This is a genomic window from Hyphococcus sp. (assembly GCF_965228385.1).
Lineage (GTDB): Bacteria > Pseudomonadota > Alphaproteobacteria > Caulobacterales > Parvularculaceae > Hyphococcus.
Genome location: NZ_OZ245810.1, coordinates 1,945,788 through 1,959,937 on the forward strand (window position 1 = coordinate 1,945,788; position 14,150 = coordinate 1,959,937).

A 14,150-nucleotide genomic window follows, 5' to 3' on the forward strand; every position below is an offset into this window, starting at 1 on the left:
ATGAATGCATTGAAGGTTTCGGCGGATTATTTGCCGGCCGATTTCTTTCGCGGCGCTTTTTTCTTTTTGGGTTTTGGCTTTTTGCCGCGCGCTGACGCTTCCAGGGCGAGCGCCGCCCAGCGGCGAAGCGCATCATTGTCGTCGTAAATTTCTTCCGGCGCGCAATAATAGGACATGGTCCCTTTCTTGCCCTTCATTTCCACTTCGAAGGGATAGAGCCCGGCGCCCTCAAACTCGGCGCGCGTCACATCGTCAACCTTCAGCCAGAGATCGTCGTCGCCGATAATGGCGAAGAATGCGCCGTCGCAATAAACCCCTGCCCCGCCGAACATCTTGCGGATGGAAATGACGCCAAAAGGCGAAAAGAGATCTTTGATGTATTCGGAATATGACGCAGAGACAGGCATGTTATCTTCGCCGCTTGTTCAAGTGATAAGTCAGCGCTTCAGCGAAACATGCCGACAATTCCTTTTCCGGAACTTCGCTAATCACAGACAGCAGGATCGCGCGATTGTTCTCGAACGAAAGCGTTTCGCCGAACATCTCGCGAAAACTATCGACGAGTGTCGTATTGCAGTTGAAGTAAACACCTAACATATCAGGTTTAGCGGATTTCCACGCCAGCCTTATCGTGCTGCCGCTTTTGGTCTGAGATGTAAGATAAGACGGCTCGCCCCATTTCAGGGTTTCATCAATTTCCCCGATATTCTCATCCTCATCCGCTGCACGAAATATCATGTCACGGATATGCAGCAGCTTTTTTCGTACAACGTCAGGGTACGTATTCAATACGCCCGCGACTTCCGGAGCAATCGTAAACTTGCGCTGCGCGCTCACGCATCCGCCTTTTGCGGGATGATGGTCACGCTTTCGCCGCAGCCGCAGGCGTCGGTCTGGTTCGGGTTTTTGAACACGAACCGCTGGGACAGTTTTTCAGTGACGAAGTCGATCTCGGTGCCGATCAGAAAGAGAATTGCTTTCGGATCGATCAATACCTTGATCCCGTTTTCCTCAACGACTTCATCGAGCGCGCCCGCCTCTGTCGCATAGTCCATCGTGTATTCCATGCCGGCGCAGCCGCCGTTTTTCACGCCGATCTTGACGCCAATGAAATTCTCATCGGCGCCCGACATGATCTCCGTCATGCGCGCGGCGGCTTCATCGGTCAGTGTGACAACTTTGGGTCTTGGTCTAGCCATTTAAAGCCATCCTAATTCCAGCTTCGCCTCGTCGGACATTTTCTCCGGCGTCCAGGGCGGATCGAACGTCATGTTCACCTTCACATCGTCAACGCCGTCGGTGCCGCGCACTGCGCCTTCGACCCAACCCGGCATTTCGCCAGCCACCGGACATCCCGGCGCGGTCAGCGTCATATCAATCGTCAAAAGCCTGTCGTCATCAAGATCGACTTTATAAATGAGGCCCAATTCATAAATATCAACCGGGATTTCCGGATCATAGACCGTTTTGAGGCTGCGGATCACATCGCCTGTGATACGGGTCAGCTCATCCTCAGGGATTGAAGACGCGCCAGATGTCTCAGCTTGCGGCGGCGTTTCCGGCTCGGGCGGATTGATATCGATAATATCGCGTTGATCTTCCATAATCGTTTCTTTTTAACCCAACATGTCATGTGTTTTGTGCAGGCCTTTTATCAAGGCCTCCACGTCATCGTGCGTATTATAAACCCCGAAAGACGCGCGCGCCGTCGCGGATACGTCCAGCCGTTTCATCAGCGGCTGCGCGCAGTGGTGACCCGCCCGCACCGCAACGCCTGTACGATCGAGGATCGCCGAAATGTCGTGCGGGTGCGCGCCCTCGACGGTAAAGGCGATAATCGGCGCCTTCCCGGCCGCGCGGCCAAAAACCCGGACGAAATTCAGTTTCGCCAATTCTTCCAGCACATGATCGCGCAATCGCGCCTCATGCGCGGCGATGGCGGCGACGCCTTTTTCCTGCATCCATTTCAGCGCGGCGCCAAGACCGATCGCCTCGAGGATCGGGGGCGTGCCAGCCTCAAAACGATGGGGCGGTTCGTTGTAGGTGACGTTATCCGTCGTCACCATATCGATCATCTCGCCGCCGCCCTTGAACGGCGGTAAATCGCGCAGCGCCTCCATCTTTCCGTAAAGCACGCCGACGCCGGACGGCCCGTAAAGCTTGTGGCCCGTCATCACATAAAAATCGCAATCAATGGCGCGAACATCAACGGGCCCGTGCACACCCGCCTGACAGCCGTCGAACAGAATTTTCACGCCATGTTCGTGTGCGATGCGCGTCATTTCCTTCGCTGGCGTCAACGCTCCCAATACGTTCGACATATGCGAGACGGCGACAAATTTTGTCCTGTCCGTAAAAAGCGCGCGGAAGGCTTCAAGATCAATCTCGCCGTCATCGGAAATATCGAGCCACTTAAGCACGGCGCCTTTACGCTCCCGCAGGAAATGCCAGGGCACGATATTTGAATGATGCTCCGCAAGCGAAAGGATGATTTCATCGCCCTCGCGAATTTCCGAACCGCCTCCAGACGCGCTAAGGGCATAAGATACGAGATTGAACGCGTCCGTGCCGCCGGAAGTAAACACAATCTCATCCGGCGAACCCGCATTCAGGAATTGCGCAACGGTTTGGCGCGCCTCCTCATAAGCGGCCGTCGTTTCGTTGGACAGCAAATGCAGTCCGCGATGAACATTTGCGTAGGAATATTCCATCGCATTTTTCATTGTATCGATGACAGCTTGCGGTTTTTGCGCAGACGCTGCGCTGTCCAGATAGACAAGCTGCTTGCCATAGGCGTCGCGAGACAGGATCGGGAATTCCGATTTCACCGCATCGACATCAAGCGTATTGATCGGCGCTCCGTCACTCATCGAGCCAGTCCTTTACGCTCAGCGCGAAAGCATCGCGAATGCCGTCTTCCTCAATGCGTTCGACGATTTCCCCGATGAAGGCCTCGACCAGCAGCGCTTTCGCCGCCGCCTCATCCAGTCCCCGCTGGCGGAGATAAAAAAGCGCGTCATCGTCGAGCGCGCCAACCGTGCTGCCGTGCGCGCATTCCACATCGTCGGCGTATATTTCAAGCTCCGGCTTGTGATTCGCTTCAGCCTGGCCGGAAAGCAACAGCGCATTCGCCGTCATTTTTGCATCGGTTTTCTGCGCATTGCGCTGTACAAAGAATTTGCCCTGAAAAACGTTCCGGCCGGAGTCGCTGGCGACGCCTTTATGCAACTGCCGGGCCTGGCAAGATTCCGCCAGATGACGCACGTCGCTTGTAAAATCCGCGTGGCGTTCGCCGGATAAAAAGCTGGCGCTGTTGAGAACCGCCGAAGAGCTCGGAGACCAGAAATGCAGATGCGTTTCATGACGCGCGAGCCGCCCGCCGGTGGAAAAAGCGGTTTGTTCAAATCGGGCTTTTTCGTCCATTTTCACAGCACAGATGGAATGCGTGAGCGCATCGCCGGCGTCGTCATGCAGGACAAAGCGCTTCACCGCGGCGCCGTCACGCACAACCGTGTGGAAAAGATGCGAATAAAATCCTGCGCCCTCGCCCTCGTAAGTTTCAATCAATGTTGCGCGGGCATTCTCGGAGAACCGCATCATGGTTTGCGCGAAACAAAAACCAGCGCCGGTATTGATATGCCGAACCAGAATAGGCCGCTCCAGCGTCACGCCTTCGCGCACTTCCAGACCGAGCGCTTTTCGCGACAGCGAAACGTTGAGCGCCGCAATCGCGTGGTTTTCAAGCTCCGGGATCGTCGCCACGGTGTCCATCACGCCAAAACGCAGCCCCTCAGGCATGTCTTCGTCGGGAAGTTCGATGCGCCCGTCGATAATGCGAAATTCCAACGGATCGACACCCGCAAAGGCGGACGGCGCAATCGTTTTCGCCGAAGGCTCGGCGCGCGATGGTTCGAATTTGCGCAGCGCCATATTGAAATCGGACCATTTCCAGCCCTCGACCTTGCGGTTGGGCAGGCGCAGCTTTTCATAACGATCGAACGCAGCCAGCTGCGTCTCGTTCGTTTTCGACCGGCTCTTGAATGCGTCGTTCACAGCCGTTTCAAAAGCGGTTGGGATATGACGTTGGGGTTCACTCATACGCTGTTCAGGCCGCCTCGATAAATTGATCGTATCCGGATTTTTCAAGCTCCTGCGCCAGTTCAGCGCCGCCCGATTTCACGATTCGCCCGCCCGCAAGCACATGCACCGCATCCGGCTTGATGTAATCGAGCAGCCGCTGATAGTGCGTGATGACGAGAAAGCCGCGCTCCTCTTTGCTGTTTTTTGGCGCGCGCAAAGAATTCACTACATCGCCGACCATTTTGAGCGCATCGATATCCAGCCCGGAATCGGTTTCATCCATGATCGCAAAGCGCGGTTCGAACATCGCCAGTTGCAGCATTTCCATGCGCTTTTTCTCGCCGCCGGAAAAACCGACATTGAATTGCCGTTTCAGTTTCGCATCATCAAGACCGACGATCTTCGCTTTTTCGCGGATCTGCTTGATAAAATCCGCCGCCGAAATTTCATCTTCGCCGCGCGCCTTGCGCTGGGCGTTCAGCGCGGTGCGGATGAAATTCATGGTCTGTACGCCGGGAATTTCCATCGGGTGCTGAAAGGACAAAAACAGTCCCTTCGCCGCGCGTTGGTCCGGGTCGAGCTCGAGAATATTCTCGCCGTCAAGCGTGACGTCGCCGGCGGTTGGCGCATAGTCATCCCGGCCCGCGAGCGCATATGAAAGCGTCGACTTGCCTGAACCGTTCGGCCCCATGATGGCGTGCACCTCGCCCGCCGGAACCTCGAGGTTCAACCCTTTCAGAATTTCGTTGCCGCCAACGGCGACGTGAAGGTCATTAATTTTCAACATTATCCGTTTTCTGTGTTCTGCGTGATTCGCGTGTTTTGATCGTGAATGAGGCGCCATTCCCCCTTTTCCAACTGAAACAGGAGCAGGAGCCAGGAAGAACGCGGCGCGCCGTCCGGCGCATCGCGATAGTCATATTTCATCAACGCGGCGGCCATGTCCTCGCCCTCCATGAGCTTTACAATGTCGCCGTCCCAGCGCCATTCAGAATCCTGAAACCATTGCTCATGAAACCCGATGACGCCGTCCGTCGTTTCTATAATCTCGCCGCCCGGGAAAATAAGGGTAAGGTCGTCCCGCGTGGTGACGGTCGGTCTGTACGCCTCCAGATCCTTAGCCTCGATGGCCGCAAGATGGGCTTCCAGCGCGGCGCGAAAATCAGGGCGCGCAGAAGCGGCGTCGCCGCCCGCGCCGCATCCGGCGATAATGAGCCCGCAGGCGAACGCAAGCGCAATTTTCAATCGTCGTTCCATATCTTTCCCGCGCTCCTTCAGCAAAGCGCACCAGGTTGGATGTTGTTTCAATTCACATTGTTTTCAATGAAGGCGTGCACTCTTTCACGCGCCTTCAGGAAACGTTCATGGGCGCGCTGTTCTTTTACGAAGCCGTTCTGATCGAGCGTGCCGCGATCATAATGCCGCGAAAGCTCCGAGAACGTTCCGCGCAGATTGTCGTGCGCGGCTTCATATTCCTGACGCGCTTTTTCATACTCTTCGTGGAGCTTTTCCCATTCGTCCCAATCCTGTTTTTTCATTGTGTTACTCGCTTTCTGTTTGGCCCCGAGAACCGGTCACCGCCAGACATTCGATTTCGAGCGCAGCCCCGAGCGCCAGCCCGTCTACGCCGAATGTGGACCGCGCCGGCTTCGGTCCCGGAAAGGCTTCCGCATAGGCCGTATTCATCTCGGCGAACGCCGCCATGTCGTCGAGAAAAACGGTGCATTTCACGATATCGCCGAGGCCGGAGCCGAGGCTTTCGAGGGTCGCCTGATAGTTTTTGAATATCTGGCGCGTTTCCGGCCCGACGCCGCCTTGGACCAGTTCGAAAGATTCATAATCAACACCGATTTCACCGGAAAGATAGATCGTATCGCCAACGACGACCGCCGCAGAGAACGGAAAGGTTTCCGGCAGGTCGGGGTTGCGGTGAAACGTGCGCTCGCCCGCCTGCGCCGCCGCCGCAAGACAAAGATATGTCGCGAGCGCGGCTGCGCCGCTCAATTGACGGGCGCTATGTGTTAATCGTTCCGTCTTCATTCGCCTGGCGCTCCTTTCGGCTCGACGATGATGTAAACCGTCGTCGTATCGCCGATGTTCAGCGCTTCATGCCAGTCAACGCCATCCGAAACCCAGGTCGCGCCGGCGGGCGTTTCCTGTTCGCGGGTTCCGCTGACGTCGGTGATCTGCATGGTCCCGCCCTCGAGGATGTAACCGAAATGCGGCGCATGAAAGTGACGTTCATGCCCGACGCCCGGCGCAAACGTGCAGCGCAGCGCGCGCACATCGTCCGTCTCCTGAAGAAGCGCGCAGACCTGCTCGTCTTGCCATCCGGCTTTCAGGGGATCGGGCAATTCGTCGCTCGCCGCCGCCACTTCTGCTGAAGCCTGTGGGGCCGCGAGGCGGAACATGACCGCGATCACCGCCGCAACCACAACGACAGCGATGATGCGCTGCAGCCACGCCATGGGGCTGTTGGTCTTGAAATCGAGCGGACCGCCTTCACGACGCCAGAACATTAGCTGAGCCTTTCGTTGAACAGGGGCGAAACGTTGTTTTTGTCATCCCGGACGCGCTGCAACATGTAGTGTTGCTGCGCAGATCCGAGACCTATATTGAGGTTGGCGCCATGGGTCCCGTGTCTGCAAAGCAGGGTTACACGCTGCATTCCGCACGGGATGACAGCGGAGATATCTACAGACTTCGTCTTTTGAAACATAATCAAAATGACCATAATCCAGGAAAATAGCCGCCTATTGCCGAACGCAAATTATCATTTTGATCGTAATGAATTCTAATAGCCAATAGCGGCGTACCGGATTCCAATAACGATCTGGCCTCACGTACGTAGTATTCATCCGCGTCGCCCCACCCCTCCAACGCTGTTCTCAATCCAGATTTTTCATCCGGCCAACGATCAAATCCCGCTTTGCGCAATTTAGAAGCGACCGAATGCCTGCTTTCAGCTGACGCAAAACTCCGACCAAGCAGGTCAACATCTCGTAGTTCATTCTGCCTATCGCTCATTACAGCCCCGGAAATCGGATCCGCCAGCAGGTCAAATCGCCAATGATACTGCGCAAGACCAGCAGCGCTCGAGACGAGCAGAACGACTAGTAGAAGAATTGCGACCCTCACCCCACGCTCCCCTCTAGACTCACGCTGACGAGCTTCTGCGCTTCGACGGCGAATTCCATAGGCAGTTCCTGCAACACTTCCTTGCAGAAGCCGTTGACGAGAAGCGCCACGGATTCTTCTTCCGACAGGCCGCGCTGCTGGCAATAAAAGAGTTGATCTTCCGAAAGCCGCGAGGTCGTCGCCTCGTGCTCGAGGATCGCTTTCGGATTTTTCGATTCTACATAGGGCACCGTATGCGCGCCGCAGTCATTGCCGATCAGCAGCGAGTCGCATTGCGTGAAGTTGCGCGCGCCCTCGGCCTTGCGGTGAATGCTGACGAGCCCGCGATAGGTGGAGTCGGACTTGCCGGCGGAAATACCCTTGGCGATGATCCGCGACTTCGTATTCTTGCCGAGATGAATCATCTTGGTGCCGGTGTCCGCCTGCTGGTGATTGTTGGTGATGGCGATGGAGTAAAACTCGCCCTGACTGTTGTCGCCTTTCAGTATGCAGGAAGGATATTTCCACGTCACGGCGGAGCCGGTCTCGACCTGCGTCCACGAAACTTTTGAATTCACGCCCCGGCAGTCGGCACGCTTGGTGACGAAATTATAGATGCCGCCTTTCCCGTCCTTGTCGCCGGGATACCAGTTCTGCACCGTTGAATATTTGATTTCAGCATCGTCTTCCGCGACGAGTTCAACAACGGCGGCGTGCAACTGGTTTTCATCGCGCATGGGCGCGGTGCAGCCTTCGAGATAGGAAACGTAGCTGCCCGGCGCAGCGACGATCAGCGTACGCTCGAACTGGCCCGTGTTCGCCTCATTGATCCGGAAATAGGTGGATAGCTCCATAGGGCATCTGACGCCCTCCGGCACGTAAACGAAGGTGCCGTCCGAAAAGACCGCGGAATTCAGCGTCGCGAAAAAATTGTCCGAGGTCGGCACGACGGTGCCCAGATATTTGCGCACCAGATCGGGGTGCTTGGCGACAGCCTCGGAAATCGACATGAAGATGACGCCGGCTTTTTCCAGCTCTTTTTTAAACGTCGTCGCGACGGATACGGAATCGAATACCGCATCCACGGCGACCTTATTGCCGCCGGCGCCGTTCGCGCCGTCCGGATGCGTGCGCGCCTCGCCCGGCGTTGCATCCGCGCCCTCGACGCCGAGCAGGACTTCCGCCTCTTTCAAGGGGATGCCGAGCTTTTCGAAATCTTCGAGGATTTCCTTCGGCACGTCGTCGATGGATTCGTATTTCGCGCCCGTCGTCGGCTCGGAATAATAATAGGCGTCCTGATAATCGATGGGCGGGTACTTCACCATCGCCCAGTCAGGCTCTTCCATGGTCAGCCACCGGCGAAACGCTTCAAGGCGCCATTCAAGCAGCCATTCCGGCTCTTCTTTCTTGGCGGAGATAAAACGCACCGTGTCCTCGTTGAGACCCTTCGGCGCTTTCACGGACTCAATGTCGGTCGTGAAGCCGTATTTATAGGTCTCCAGCGATTTCGCTGTCTCAACGGTTTGTTTACTGATCGATTCTTTAACTTCGGACACTTATATCGCTCCTGTCCTCACCCTGAAGTGAACGGCGCGATTGCGCCGGGCCTCGCTGGATGTGACCATATTTTGATGTCAGCCGCACATCCTTTAAGGCCGCTTCGCGGCGCCTCTGGATGAGGGTATGATTCTTCTGGACCATTACGCCGCCCCTTCCAGCTGCGAACGCGCCTTTATGCGGTCGTAAGCCTTCGGCCATTCACGGATGAAGGCGTCTGCGTCTTTAGTCGTTGAATTCCACCCCAACGACACGCGGATCGCGGAGGTCGCGTCATCTCCGCTGGCGCCCATGGCGGTCAAGACATGGCTCGGTTTCGTTTTGCCGGAGGAACACGCGCTGCCCGCAGAAATCGCTATCCCAGCGAGGTCCATGGTCATCAACTGCGTCTCGCCGGAAAATCCGGGCGCGGAAAGGCATAAGGTCCCCGGCAGTCGCTCCTGATCGCCGCCCCAGATCTTCGCGCCGGCGCTGATCGCCGCGTCCTGCATGCGGTCGCGCAGCGCGGCGATTTCTCCCGCCCGCGCAAGACTTTGTTTCGCCATTTCGCTGGCGAGGCCCAATCCTGCGATTGCGGGAACATTATGCGTGCCGGCCCGGCGATTGCTCTCATGCCCGCCGCCGCGCATGACGGGCTCGAGCGGCAGATTGGGCCCGGCGATGAGCGCGCCGACGCCCGCCGGCCCGCCATATTTGTGTCCCGTCAGGCTCATCATGTCGGCGCCGGACATAACAAAATTCACCGGAACCTTGCCCGCAGCCTGCGCTGCATCGCAGAACAACAGTCCGCCCGCGTCATGCGCGATATCCGCCGCTTCGTGCACCGGCTGCAGGACGCCCGTTTCGTTATTAGCGAACATGAGACAGACGAGGAAACCGCCTTCGCGCGTCACGTCGTACTCTTTTAAGCGATCCTTCAACCAGTCGAGATCAACAACGCCGGACGCCCGCGCCGGAATGATTTCCACTTCCGTGCCCGTCGATGCCGCATTGGCGCTAACCGCAGAATGCTCAATCGCGCTCACAAGAATTCGTTTGATATTGTGGGGGCGCAAGCACCCATGCAGCGCGTAATGGATCGACTCCGTGCCGCCGCTGGTGAAGATGACGCTGTTCACCGGCGCATTGACGAGCGCGCGCACCTGCTCGCGCGCATCCTCTACAATCTTGTGCGCATGACGGCCTTCTTCGTGTACGGATAATGAATTGCCGTCATGGCGCATCGTTTCCGCAATGATGTCGATCACTTCCGGACGCAGGGGCGCGGTGGCGTTATGGTCGAGATAATGACGCATCACTCAGCCGCCTCTATCCGTTCCATCTTTGGCGCGTTCACCGCCGCCATGCCCGCAATGCGCTTTTCGAGAATGTCATCCAAGGTCACCGCGTTCAGAAAAATTTCGATTTGCCGGCCAAGTTCATCCCAAAGATCGTGCGTCAGGCATCGCGCGCTTGTGCCCTGACAGCCGGTAAGCGAGCCTGGCGCGCACGCCGTTGTTCTGATTTCCTCGTCGACAGCGGCGACAATATCGGCGACGCGAATATCCGACGCCGGCGCCGTCAGCTGATAACCGCCGGAAACGCCGCGCGCGCTGGAAACGAGTCCCGCTTTTCTCAGTTTCGCAAACAACTGCTCAAGGTAAGACAGCGAAATGCCCTGACGCAGCGCCACATCGGAAAGCGCAACCGGACCCGCGCCGCCAGACGCCGCAATATCGGCGAGCGCAGAAACCGCATATCGGCCCTTTGTCGTCAGCTTCACAATATCAGTCCTGTACGTTACATCCCGGCGTAATCAGGCCGGCAAATCAGGCTCGGTGAGACAGTCTGGCTGGCGCCGCCGCGCAAACGTGCTATACGCGCCTGCTGACCTGCCCTTTCACAACGTTGAGATAAGAATTCCGACTAATTCAGTCAACATTGGTGCCGCGCAAAAACCGGTGAAAGCCCTTGTTTTGAAGGAAATCGAAGCGATTTAGGGTGAATTAAACAGTAAAATGCTGGGATTTTCGATTCCGGCGACAGAATTCGAGAAGGTGACGATGCCAGAAGTGATTTTCGCCGGTCCGGAAGGACGCCTTGAGGGCCGCTATCAAAAAGGAAAAGGCGACAATCCGCCGGTCGCGCTGGTGCTGCATCCCCATCCCCTGTTCGGCGGGACCATGAACAACCGGGCGACGTATGAACTCTACCAGATGTTCGTGCGCCGCGGCTTTTCGACCATGCGGTTCAATTTTCGCGGCGTTGGGCGCAGTCAGGGCGAATACGATCAGGGCCAGGGCGAACTGGCCGACGCCGCCACCGCGCTCGACTATATGCAGCAGATGAACCCCAATGCGCCTTTTTCATGGGTTGGCGGCTTTTCCTTCGGGTCATGGATCGCGATGCAACTGTTGATGCGCCGCCCCGAGATTGTGGGTTTCATCGCGGGATCGACGCCGGCGAATCTGTATGATTTTTCGTTTCTGGCGCCCTGCCCCTCATCCGGCATCGTTATACACGGCGAAAACGACAAAATTTGCGCGCCTGAGGAAACCAACGGCATGGTCGAACGCACACGCACGCAAAAAGGCCGCAAGATCAAGTTTCAGGTCGTGCCCGGCGCCGATCATTTCTTCGAGACGCACATTGACGATTTCATCGCGGCTTCCGAGGCGTATCTCGACATGCGCCTCGAACACGAAAGCCCCGAAGGCGAATATCACGGCGAGAAACCGGCAAATTAACCATAGCGCTTTGTTTTTTCGGACATTTCCTCTAGATTAACAATTCTCCATCACAATCTGCTATTGTCGATGTGATTGAGGAGGGTTTCGGGGGAAGTCGTGCTCCAGTCCGTTATCAACCCGGTATTGGGCCGGCGCCGCGGCCTTAAAGCGGCGCTCAGCGGCGTCAACGGTTACACCGGCGCCGGCGAGATCTTTTACGCTGTTTCTTTATTGGGCGCAGAATCAATCGCCATACGTCTGCGCGGGATCGCAGGACGCAAGGCGGAAATATTTTCCGACGAAAAAGTCATTGTCACCGTACCCGTCGAAAACGGGCGCGCCGGCAAGCGCTTCACTGTCAAAGGCGGCGCGCTGCCGGACTTTGAGGCGGGGGCGAATGTCGAAGTCCGCCAGAACGGCCATGTCATTCTCAGCGGCGTTTTTTCGCGCGGATAAAGTTTCGCAGGTTGATGCTGAAACTTTCGTAGAATTTTTTTCCAGCTTTGGTAGTGTCGGCCGCAAGTCGGTATGGAGTTTACGGCATGGCGTTTGAAGAAATAGATGAAATCCCCAATGAGCTTACCGCCGCGCCTCTGAGCAAGCCCGCAAAACGCCCTGTTATGATTTACGCTCTTGCCGCGGGACTGGGCTTTCTAATCGTGCTCTTGTTTCTCGCATATTAGCTGAGGCCGATTTAGCTGAGGCCGATGCGGCCAATATTGAGAAACTTTTCACGGCGTTGCTTTTTCAACTCTGTCGGCGAAAGCACTTCCAGCTCGCCAATCGCCGATTCAACGGCGTCGCCCAGGCGCTCTATCGCCAGACCGATATCCCTGTGGGCGCCGCCGACGGGCTCGGGAATAATCCCGTCAATGACGCCCAGTTCCAGGAGGTCCTGAGCTGATACTTTCATTGCTTCGGCGGCGTCCGGCGCCTTGTTATCGCCCTTGCCGGCGGCGTCTTTCCACAAAATGGAGGCGCAGCCTTCCGGTGAAATGACAGAATAAACGGAATGCTCCAGCATCAGCACCTTGTTGGCGGCGGCGAGCGCCACCGCCCCGCCGGAACCGCCCTCGCCGACAATGACCGATACGAGCGGCGCCGACAGGCTGAGACATTTCTCTGTACACGACGCAATCGCCTCCGCCTGCCCGCGCTCTTCCGCGCCGCGGCCCGGATACGCGCCCGGCGTATCCACCAGCGTCACCACAGGCAGGTTGAAACGCTCGGCCATATCCATGAGCCGCATGGCCTTTCGATAGCCTTCGGGACGCGCCATGCCGAAATTGTGTTTAACCCGTCCAGCCGTGTCAGAGCCTTTTTCATGACCGATCAAAATGATCGAGCGCCCGCGCAAGCGCGCAGGGCCGCCCAGCACCGCCGCATCTTCGCCGAATGCGCGGTCGCCGGCGAGCGGCGTAAAATCGTCCACGAGCTGGCCGACATAGTCTGAAAAATGCGGGCGTCCCGCATGGCGGGCGACCTGCGCTTTTTGCCAGCGCGTCAGCTTTCCGTAAGCGTCAGCCAGCAACGTGTCGGCCTTGCCTTGCAGCTTTTCTATTTCCTCTGCGACATTGACGCCTGTCTCGCCGTCCATATGACGCAGATCCGCTATTTTGCCCTCAAGCTCAGCAATCGGTTTTTCAAAGTCGAGATAGGTGCGCATGGACATCTTTCTATGGCTCGGCGCAGGACACTAACGGGCCGGCATGACAAATTCAAATTGCAATCCAGTTGTATTTTTTATGATTTTTCCTGCTTTTTTGCTAATGGATGTTTCGAAAAAACAAGCTCTTTCAGCCGGTCCTGCGCTACATGCGTATAAATCTGGGTCGTCGTGATGTCCGCATGGCCGAGCATCTGCTGCACACTGCGCAAATCGGCGCCGCCTTCCAGCAGGTGCGTTGCAAAGGCGTGCCGCAATACGTGGGGTGAAACCTTTGACGGCGGCACGCCCGCCTCCACCGCCAGATCTTTCAGCATCTGCGCAAAACGCGCCGCCGTTATATGTCCGGACTTGCCGCGCGATGGAAAAAGCCAGGGCGACGCCTCTTTGCGCCCCGCCGTCGTTTCCAGAAATTCATTCCGGCGGCTCAAATAGGATTCGCTGGCGTCGAGGGCGCGCTGCGTCAGCGGCGCCATTCGCTCCTTTTCGCCTTTGCCGCGCACGACAAGCATACGCTCGCCCTTGCGCAAAGCCGTCAGCGGCAGGCTGACAAGTTCTGAAACGCGCAGTCCCGCTGCGTAAAGGATCTCCAGCATCGCCGTCAGGCGCAGGCCTTTCGGTCCCTCGATGCTTTCCGCAGCGCTGAACAGCGCTGAAATTTCGTCGCTCGTTAGAATTTTCGGCAGGGGACGGCGGGTTTTAGGGCGATCGATAGCGGCCGAAGGATTATCGGCGCGATAGCCTTCCGAATACAAGAATTGATAAAACTGCCGTAACGCCGAAATTTTAAGCGCCGCGGTCGAGGCGGCGATCCCCTGCTTTTCCATCGCCGCAAGCCACGCCGCGATATCGTCCGCACCGGCAGTTTCGAGATTTTCGTTTCTGGCGATGGTGAACGCCGCAAAACGCTCCAGGTCGCGGCCATAATTTTTAAGCGTATTGGCGGCGGCGGCGCGCTCAACCGCCATCATCTCAAGAAAGGCTTCGATCAAACGCATATTTATCGCCCCTGCAGAATTTGC

20 protein-coding genes are annotated in these 14,150 nt (G+C 57.0%); 3 read left to right on the forward strand and 17 right to left on the reverse strand.

Annotated features, from left to right (window positions below):
- Positions 1 to 26: 26 nt before the first annotated feature.
- The 15 genes from ACQK2Q_RS09145 to ACQK2Q_RS09215 all read right to left on the reverse strand — a co-directional run bounded on the left by ACQK2Q_RS09145 (position 27) and on the right by ACQK2Q_RS09215 (position 10,516).
- Positions 27 to 407 carry a TfoX/Sxy family protein gene (locus tag ACQK2Q_RS09145; protein WP_425409437.1) on the reverse strand — a complete coding sequence of 127 codons (381 nt, stop codon included), beginning with the start codon at positions 405 to 407 and terminating at the stop codon, positions 27 to 29.
- A 1-nt stretch (position 408) separates the two neighbouring features.
- Positions 409 to 837, reverse strand: coding sequence for a DUF1801 domain-containing protein (locus tag ACQK2Q_RS09150; RefSeq protein ID WP_425409438.1), 429 nt, complete (start codon positions 835 to 837; stop codon positions 409 to 411).
- Positions 834 to 1,199, reverse strand: a complete 366-nt coding sequence (locus ACQK2Q_RS09155; RefSeq protein ID WP_425409439.1) for a HesB/IscA family protein — start codon at positions 1,197 to 1,199, stop codon at positions 834 to 836. Before ACQK2Q_RS09155 ends, ACQK2Q_RS09150 begins: the two co-directional genes overlap by 4 nt.
- Entirely contained in the window at positions 1,200 to 1,604 is a 405-nt protein-coding gene (locus tag ACQK2Q_RS09160) for an SUF system Fe-S cluster assembly protein (RefSeq protein WP_425409440.1), read from the reverse strand. It lies immediately after the preceding gene.
- Between the two features lie 12 nt (positions 1,605 to 1,616).
- A complete protein-coding gene (locus ACQK2Q_RS09165; RefSeq protein WP_425409441.1) occupies positions 1,617 to 2,870 on the reverse strand; it encodes an aminotransferase class V-fold PLP-dependent enzyme in 1,254 nt (417 codons plus the stop codon).
- The gene (sufD, locus tag ACQK2Q_RS09170; RefSeq protein WP_425409442.1) at positions 2,863 to 4,098 is read right to left on the reverse strand and encodes a Fe-S cluster assembly protein SufD; all 1,236 of its coding nucleotides are present in this window, start codon (positions 4,096 to 4,098) and stop codon (positions 2,863 to 2,865) included. Before sufD ends, ACQK2Q_RS09165 begins: the two co-directional genes overlap by 8 nt.
- 7 nt (positions 4,099 to 4,105) lie before the next feature.
- On the reverse strand, positions 4,106 to 4,867 hold the full coding sequence (gene sufC, locus ACQK2Q_RS09175) for a Fe-S cluster assembly ATPase SufC (RefSeq protein WP_425409443.1): 762 nt from the start codon (positions 4,865 to 4,867) through the stop codon (positions 4,106 to 4,108).
- On the reverse strand, positions 4,867 to 5,337 hold the full coding sequence (locus tag ACQK2Q_RS09180) for a YybH family protein (protein WP_425409444.1): 471 nt from the start codon (positions 5,335 to 5,337) through the stop codon (positions 4,867 to 4,869). The genes sufC and ACQK2Q_RS09180 overlap by 1 nt, the downstream gene beginning before the upstream one ends.
- A 47-nt stretch (positions 5,338 to 5,384) precedes the next feature.
- A complete protein-coding gene (locus ACQK2Q_RS09185; RefSeq protein WP_425409445.1) occupies positions 5,385 to 5,618 on the reverse strand; it encodes a hypothetical protein in 234 nt (77 codons plus the stop codon).
- 4 nt (positions 5,619 to 5,622) lie between these two features.
- Complete coding sequence (locus ACQK2Q_RS09190) at positions 5,623 to 6,120, reverse strand: Rid family hydrolase (RefSeq protein WP_425409446.1); 498 nt, start codon at positions 6,118 to 6,120, stop codon at positions 5,623 to 5,625.
- Entirely contained in the window at positions 6,117 to 6,599 is a 483-nt protein-coding gene (locus tag ACQK2Q_RS09195; RefSeq protein WP_425409447.1) for a cupin domain-containing protein, read from the reverse strand. The genes ACQK2Q_RS09190 and ACQK2Q_RS09195 overlap by 4 nt, the downstream gene beginning before the upstream one ends.
- A 202-nt stretch (positions 6,600 to 6,801) precedes the next feature.
- Positions 6,802 to 7,107 carry a hypothetical protein gene (locus ACQK2Q_RS09200; protein WP_425409448.1) on the reverse strand — a complete coding sequence of 102 codons (306 nt, stop codon included), beginning with the start codon at positions 7,105 to 7,107 and terminating at the stop codon, positions 6,802 to 6,804.
- 107 nt (positions 7,108 to 7,214) lie between these two features.
- On the reverse strand, positions 7,215 to 8,753 hold the full coding sequence (gene sufB / locus ACQK2Q_RS09205; protein ID WP_425409449.1) for a Fe-S cluster assembly protein SufB: 1,539 nt from the start codon (positions 8,751 to 8,753) through the stop codon (positions 7,215 to 7,217).
- A gap of 144 nt (positions 8,754 to 8,897) precedes the next feature.
- Positions 8,898 to 10,049 carry a cysteine desulfurase family protein gene (locus ACQK2Q_RS09210; protein WP_425411138.1) on the reverse strand — a complete coding sequence of 384 codons (1,152 nt, stop codon included), beginning with the start codon at positions 10,047 to 10,049 and terminating at the stop codon, positions 8,898 to 8,900.
- The gene (locus tag ACQK2Q_RS09215) at positions 10,049 to 10,516 is read right to left on the reverse strand and encodes an Rrf2 family transcriptional regulator (protein ID WP_425409450.1); all 468 of its coding nucleotides are present in this window, start codon (positions 10,514 to 10,516) and stop codon (positions 10,049 to 10,051) included. The genes ACQK2Q_RS09210 and ACQK2Q_RS09215 overlap by 1 nt, the downstream gene beginning before the upstream one ends.
- A gap of 280 nt (positions 10,517 to 10,796) precedes the next feature.
- On the opposite strand from ACQK2Q_RS09215, the gene ACQK2Q_RS09220 reads away from it, so the two are divergent.
- The 3 genes from ACQK2Q_RS09220 (at position 10,797) to ACQK2Q_RS09230 (ending at position 12,145) form a co-directional block, all read left to right on the forward strand.
- Entirely contained in the window at positions 10,797 to 11,480 is a 684-nt protein-coding gene (locus ACQK2Q_RS09220; RefSeq protein ID WP_425409451.1) for an alpha/beta hydrolase, read from the forward strand.
- Positions 11,481 to 11,579: 99 nt separating this feature from the next.
- Positions 11,580 to 11,918 carry a hypothetical protein gene (locus tag ACQK2Q_RS09225; protein WP_425409452.1) on the forward strand — a complete coding sequence of 113 codons (339 nt, stop codon included), beginning with the start codon at positions 11,580 to 11,582 and terminating at the stop codon, positions 11,916 to 11,918.
- A gap of 86 nt (positions 11,919 to 12,004) precedes the next feature.
- On the forward strand, positions 12,005 to 12,145 hold the full coding sequence (locus ACQK2Q_RS09230; RefSeq protein WP_425409453.1) for a hypothetical protein: 141 nt from the start codon (positions 12,005 to 12,007) through the stop codon (positions 12,143 to 12,145).
- An 11-nt stretch (positions 12,146 to 12,156) separates the two neighbouring features.
- On the opposite strand, the gene ACQK2Q_RS09235 is transcribed toward ACQK2Q_RS09230, so the two are convergent.
- Positions 12,157 to 13,128 carry an acetyl-CoA carboxylase carboxyltransferase subunit alpha gene (locus ACQK2Q_RS09235; RefSeq protein WP_425409454.1) on the reverse strand — a complete coding sequence of 324 codons (972 nt, stop codon included), beginning with the start codon at positions 13,126 to 13,128 and terminating at the stop codon, positions 12,157 to 12,159.
- Between the two features lie 77 nt (positions 13,129 to 13,205).
- On the reverse strand, positions 13,206 to 14,126 hold the full coding sequence (xerD, locus tag ACQK2Q_RS09240; protein WP_425409455.1) for a site-specific tyrosine recombinase XerD: 921 nt from the start codon (positions 14,124 to 14,126) through the stop codon (positions 13,206 to 13,208).
- Positions 14,127 to 14,150 lie beyond the last annotated feature (24 nt).

Bases quoted from the DNA above. Each gene is read 5' to 3' on its own strand.
- ACQK2Q_RS09145 (WP_425409437.1), bottom strand. From the start codon at position 407: ATGCCTGTCTCTGCGTCATATTCCGAATACATCAAAGATCTCTTTTCG.
- ACQK2Q_RS09155 (WP_425409439.1), bottom strand. From the start codon at position 1,199: ATGGCTAGACCAAGACCCAAAGTTGTCACACTGACCGATGAAGCCGCC.
- ACQK2Q_RS09160 (WP_425409440.1), bottom strand. From the start codon at position 1,604: ATGGAAGATCAACGCGATATTATCGATATCAATCCGCCCGAGCCGGAA.
- ACQK2Q_RS09165 (WP_425409441.1), bottom strand. From the start codon at position 2,870: ATGAGTGACGGAGCGCCGATCAATACGCTTGATGTCGATGCGGTGAAA.
- sufD (WP_425409442.1), bottom strand. From the start codon at position 4,098: ATGAGTGAACCCCAACGTCATATCCCAACCGCTTTTGAAACGGCTGTG.
- sufC (WP_425409443.1), bottom strand. From the start codon at position 4,867: ATGTTGAAAATTAATGACCTTCACGTCGCCGTTGGCGGCAACGAAATT.
- ACQK2Q_RS09180 (WP_425409444.1), bottom strand. From the start codon at position 5,337: ATGGAACGACGATTGAAAATTGCGCTTGCGTTCGCCTGCGGGCTCATT.
- ACQK2Q_RS09185 (WP_425409445.1), bottom strand. From the start codon at position 5,618: ATGAAAAAACAGGATTGGGACGAATGGGAAAAGCTCCACGAAGAGTAT.
- ACQK2Q_RS09190 (WP_425409446.1), bottom strand. From the start codon at position 6,120: ATGAAGACGGAACGATTAACACATAGCGCCCGTCAATTGAGCGGCGCA.
- ACQK2Q_RS09195 (WP_425409447.1), bottom strand. From the start codon at position 6,599: ATGTTCTGGCGTCGTGAAGGCGGTCCGCTCGATTTCAAGACCAACAGC.
- ACQK2Q_RS09200 (WP_425409448.1), bottom strand. From the start codon at position 7,107: ATGAGCGATAGGCAGAATGAACTACGAGATGTTGACCTGCTTGGTCGG.
- ACQK2Q_RS09210 (WP_425411138.1), bottom strand. From the start codon at position 10,049: ATGCGTCATTATCTCGACCATAACGCCACCGCGCCCCTGCGTCCGGAA.
- ACQK2Q_RS09220 (WP_425409451.1), top strand. From the start codon at position 10,797: ATGCCAGAAGTGATTTTCGCCGGTCCGGAAGGACGCCTTGAGGGCCGC.
- ACQK2Q_RS09230 (WP_425409453.1), top strand. From the start codon at position 12,005: ATGGCGTTTGAAGAAATAGATGAAATCCCCAATGAGCTTACCGCCGCG.
- ACQK2Q_RS09235 (WP_425409454.1), bottom strand. From the start codon at position 13,128: ATGCGCACCTATCTCGACTTTGAAAAACCGATTGCTGAGCTTGAGGGC.
- xerD (WP_425409455.1), bottom strand. From the start codon at position 14,126: ATGCGTTTGATCGAAGCCTTTCTTGAGATGATGGCGGTTGAGCGCGCC.